Annotated in this window: 5 protein-coding genes and 1 pseudogene; 2 read left to right on the top strand and 4 right to left on the bottom strand. The window is 64.4% G+C overall.

The annotated features are described in order from the left end of the window. Nucleotides 1–357 (bottom strand): annotated as a pseudogene (locus EN993_RS32230) (SAM-dependent methyltransferase); the annotation flags it as partial. Between the two features lie 139 nt (nucleotides 358–496). Between EN993_RS32230 and gloB the strand changes: the two are divergent. Beyond that, the gene (gene gloB, locus EN993_RS32225) at nucleotides 497–1,264 is read left to right on the top strand and encodes a hydroxyacylglutathione hydrolase (RefSeq protein ID WP_109671617.1); all 768 of its coding nucleotides are present in this window, start codon (nucleotides 497–499) and stop codon (nucleotides 1,262–1,264) included. 10 nt (nucleotides 1,265–1,274) lie between these two features. Next, complete coding sequence (locus tag EN993_RS32220; protein ID WP_126070697.1) at nucleotides 1,275–1,703, top strand: cupin domain-containing protein; 429 nt, start codon at nucleotides 1,275–1,277, stop codon at nucleotides 1,701–1,703. 1 nt (nucleotide 1,704) lies between these two features. Here the strand turns inward: EN993_RS32220 and EN993_RS32215 are convergent, their stop codons facing one another. From EN993_RS32215 to EN993_RS32205, 3 genes are read right to left on the bottom strand one after another with little or no spacing between them, the layout of a single operon-like run. Beyond that, a complete protein-coding gene (locus EN993_RS32215) occupies nucleotides 1,705–2,391 on the bottom strand; it encodes a lysoplasmalogenase (protein WP_127265807.1) in 687 nt (228 codons plus the stop codon). Then, nucleotides 2,388–3,323, bottom strand: coding sequence for an EamA family transporter (locus EN993_RS32210; protein ID WP_109671614.1), 936 nt, complete (start codon nucleotides 3,321–3,323; stop codon nucleotides 2,388–2,390). Before EN993_RS32210 ends, EN993_RS32215 begins: the two co-directional genes overlap by 4 nt. Before the next feature lie 48 nt (nucleotides 3,324–3,371). Continuing rightward, a complete protein-coding gene (locus EN993_RS32205) occupies nucleotides 3,372–4,160 on the bottom strand; it encodes a DUF3108 domain-containing protein (protein ID WP_127265806.1) in 789 nt (262 codons plus the stop codon). Nucleotides 4,161–4,174 lie beyond the last annotated feature (14 nt).

Here is a 4,174-nt window from a genome sequence, read left to right as displayed (position 1 = left end):
CCAAATCTCATTCAGCGGCTCACGCGGGTTCTCGACATGTTCGAGCGAATGGACCAGCAGCATGCGGTCGATGCAAGAATCGACCAGCGGCAGTTCCTCATCGAAGACCAGTGCCGTGGCGGTCGGCCCTGTCGCCGGCCACACCACGGCGCCTTGCGTTGCCGGCATGAAGGCGAAGACCCGCTCGGCGTCGGTGCCGAACCGCTCCAGCCAGGGCAAAGTGTAACCCAGACCAACCAGCCGCTCGTTGGGAACGGCTGCCCATATCGACGACAACGCCATGGTGATCGAACGCTCGGCGAACCGGCCGAGCGTTGTCGAATAGAAGGAGCGAAGATCGACGATGTCGGAATGCATGGCAGGGATGTAGCCGTGATATCGGCGGGTTTCAACAAAAGGCCTCGATGAGCCCGACATTCCGGGAATGACATTCAACATCCTGGGATGACATCCGCGTGCCAGCACCCTATGTCTGCGGCGACAATGGAGACATGCGATGCCGGTCGAAATCGAACAGTTCATGTGCCGCAGCGACAATTTCGGCGTGCTGGTGCATGATCCCAAAAGCGGCCAAACCGCGATCATCGACGCGCCCGAGGAGGCACCGATCCTGGCCGCGCTCAAGCGCACCGGCTGGACGCCAACGATGATCCTGACCACGCATCATCATGTCGATCACGTCGAGGCCAATCTGGCGCTGAAGGAGCGCTTCAAATTGCGCATCGTCGGCCCGGAAGCGGAGAAGGCCAAGATCCCCGGCATCGACGAACCCGTCGAAGAGGGTTCCGTCGTTCATCTCGGCGATGAGCGGATCGAGGTGATTGCCACGCCCGGCCACACCGCCGGCCATGTCTCCTACTACTTGCCGGCGTCGAGTGTGGCGTTCACCGCCGACACGCTGTTTGCGCTGGGGTGCGGGCGGCTGTTCGAATGCAAGCCGCCGGTGATGTATGATTCGCTGAAGAAGCTGGCTGCACTTCCGGCTGAAACGGTCATTTATTGCGGCCACGAATACACGCTCTCCAACGCCCGCTTCGCGCTGAGCATCGACCCGACCAATTCGGCATTGAAGGAACGCGCCGCCAAGATCGAGGCGCTGCGCACCGCCGACAAGCCGACACTGCCGACGACGATCGGCGAGGAACTGTCGACCAATCCCTTCCTGCGCTGGCACGATCCGGCGATCCGTAAGCATCTCGGGCTGGAGAAAGCCTCGGACGCCGAGGTTTTTGCCGAAATCCGCAAGCGCAAGGACAACTTCTAGAGCATCGACCATGACCAGCTCCGCCGAAATCATCGCGACGCTCGGTTTGAAACCGCATCCGGAAGGCGGCTGGTACGCCGAGACCTTTCGCGACGGCGCGGGCGGCGCGCGCGGCCATTCGACCGCGATCTACTTCCTGCTGGAACAGCATCAGGTTTCGGCCTGGCACCGGGTCAAGGACGCCGCCGAGGTCTGGCATTTCCACGCCGGCGCCCCGCTGGCGCTGGCGATGTGGGAAGAAGGCAGCGCCGTTGTGGAGCAGGTGCTCGGCATCGATCTCGCAGCCGGCGAGCGGCCGCAGATCGTCGTGCCGGCAGGCTGGTGGCAATCGGCGCGCAGCCTGGGCGAATGGACGCTGGTCGGCTGCACCGTCGCACCGGGCTTCGAGTTTGCCGCCTTCGAACTGGCAGCACCCGGCTGGCAGCCGAAACAACCCTAACTCAATAAGAAGCCTGATTTAGCAGGAAGCCTAGCGTGATCGCGAGTTGGGCGACGTAGTAGAGCACCCAGACCGCAAAACGCATCCAGGCACGATGCGGCGAGATGGCAGCCACCAGGAATTTCTCCGTGGCGAGCAACCCGTCCGATGCCATGAACAACAGCGCGCCACCGATAATCCAGATGCTGCCTGTCGTCAGCGCCGAAACGCCCATTGCCAGGATCGCAGCGACATAGACGGTGATCGGGATACGCAGGCCGGGACCAACGCGACGCCACAGCGCCGCCAGCATGGCGATCGCGAACACCGCCATGGCGAGCGCGATCGCTCCGCGCCAGGATTCGGCGCCAAGTAATCTCAACCCGCCGCCGCTGCGCAGGAACAGCGGGACATAGACGATGTGGGCGATGAGAAAACTGGCCAGCCCACCGAGAAAGGCCTTTTCGCCGTCCCGCGACAGGAAGGCGTCGCCAACGGCGCTAAGCGCAAGGGCGGCGACCAGCAGCAGCGGGCCGCCTTGCAGCGCCGCCAGCACGGCAAGCATCGCCACTGCGAGCGTCTTTGCCGCCGAGCGGGCGAGCGTTGGCGGCATGCCAAGTGTGAAGGCGTAGATGACCGCCGCCGCCAGCGAAAAGATCAGTGTCGCATTGGCGTTGGCGTCGATGCCGCCCGCAAACGGCATCGTCATGCCCGGGCTCCGCCTTCGGATGCCCCGGCTCCGCTTTCGGATGCCCCGGCTCCGCTTTCGGTCGCGACCGGCTTGCGCAGGAACAGCGACTTTGCCGCCAGCGCCGCGCCACCGGTGATGAGCACGCAGGCGGCGAAAATGCGCAGCGACGGCTCGGCGACGCCGGCCGCGATCAGCACCAGCGTCGACAACAGCGGTGCCGCGTAGCTTGCAGCACCCAGCACCTGGATGTTGCCGCGCTTGACGCCGATGTCCCAAGCGTAGAAGGCAGCACCCACTGGCATCAGGCCAAGGCCGAGCACGGCCAGCCACTGGCCGGCGCCGTCAGGCAGCACGGTTTGTTCCAGCGCCAGGTGGCAGGCGAGCGACAGCACCGCGGTTGCCGCGCAGAACCAGGTGACGATGCTGGTCGGCACCGACGGAAAGCGCCGCGACAACAGCGAATAGGACGACCACAGCACGGCGCAAACGGCGGCCATGGTATAGCCGAAGGCGTAGCGGGCGTCGAAGGCGAGGCCACCACCCTTGGTGACGATCAGCACGGTGCCGGCAAGGCCGAGCAGCGCACCGACGACATGGTTCCAGGCCAGGCGCTCGCCCGGCATCAGCGCTGAGCCGAGCACGATCAGCAGCGGCCACAGATAGGCGATCAGGCTCGCCTCCACCGCCGGCGCATTGCGCAGCGCGGTGAAGTAGAAAAAGTGGTAGCCGAACAGCCCAGCAATGCCGATCAGCCAGACCTGCGGCGGTATCTTCTGGCTCTTGTCAGGCGCCGGCATGAATAGTCGCGCGACGAGCCCGACGCCGGTGCCGATCGAGAAGGTGATTGCCGACAGCAGGAACGGCGGCACTTGGCCCGAGGCATCCGTGAGCAGCGCCAGCAGCGCCCACATGGCGACCGCCGAAAAGCCGATCAGTGTTGCGCGCCCCATTCTGTCTCCAGTGGCGCGCCCCACCCTGTCTCCAGTAGCGCGCCTGGCCTATCGTACCGCTTCGAAACGCCCGGCGCTGATGGTCAAGGTGCCGATCTGCGTGCCCACCGTGGCGTGGATCGGCGCATATACGCCGGTTTGGCCGAGCGGTGCAAATGTCACCATCATGCGGCTTTTGTTCTTCAGATAGTTGAGCGCCTTGCGACCCTTGCGATAACCCGCCACCGGCTCGAAACCCATCCGGCAGGTGATGGTGTCGCCCTTGTAGCCGGGCACCGAGATCGTGCCTTTCGAAGCGTAGGTCAGCGCCAGGTTGGCGCGCATCTCGCCGTCATAGAACTTCACCGTGCGGCCGCAGACCTGGTCGAGACTGTCGGCATGGACAACGGTGGCGGCCATCGGATCGAGCACCGATGCCAGGTCGCCGGCACTGACCGGCACCCAGCTCTTTGGATCGCGCTTGCCCGGCGCCGGGATGACCTGCGTCGAGGTGACCGTGCCATTGGCAAAACGGATGTCGACCACGGACGCCTTCTTGCCGGAGGTGTAATCGGCACGGAACACCTGCGGCACCATCTTCTTGCCCGCAATCGTGCCTTTGGAGGAGATCGTGCCACGCGTGTCGTCGAACAACTTGGCGAGACCGGCCGCGCTGACGCTGCCTTCGATCGCGTAGGCGCCGTTCTCATAGCGGCTGGAAAACGTTGATTTCGCTATCGAAAGACCAAGGAACGACACCGTGTACTCGCCCTTGAACGACTGCGGCGAGGCAGCAGACGCGGCCGACGGCAAGGCAATGGCAAGCATGGTGGCAAGGGCATGTGACGAACGAAGCATGGCGGGATCGGGTC

The sequence above is a fragment of the Mesorhizobium sp. M7D.F.Ca.US.004.01.2.1 genome, assembly GCF_003997785.1.
Lineage (GTDB): Bacteria > Pseudomonadota > Alphaproteobacteria > Rhizobiales > Rhizobiaceae > Mesorhizobium > Mesorhizobium loti.
This window is presented reverse-complemented; position numbering and strand designations above follow the sequence as displayed.

Coding starts and splice junctions, on each gene's coding strand:
- EN993_RS32205 (WP_127265806.1), bottom strand. CDS start 4,160: ATGCTTCGTTCGTCACATGCCCTTGCCACCATGCTTGCCATTGCCTTG.
- gloB (WP_109671617.1), top strand. CDS start 497: ATGCCGGTCGAAATCGAACAGTTCATGTGCCGCAGCGACAATTTCGGC.
- EN993_RS32215 (WP_127265807.1), bottom strand. CDS start 2,391: ATGACGATGCCGTTTGCGGGCGGCATCGACGCCAACGCCAATGCGACA.
- EN993_RS32210 (WP_109671614.1), bottom strand. CDS start 3,323: ATGGGGCGCGCAACACTGATCGGCTTTTCGGCGGTCGCCATGTGGGCG.
- EN993_RS32220 (WP_126070697.1), top strand. CDS start 1,275: ATGACCAGCTCCGCCGAAATCATCGCGACGCTCGGTTTGAAACCGCAT.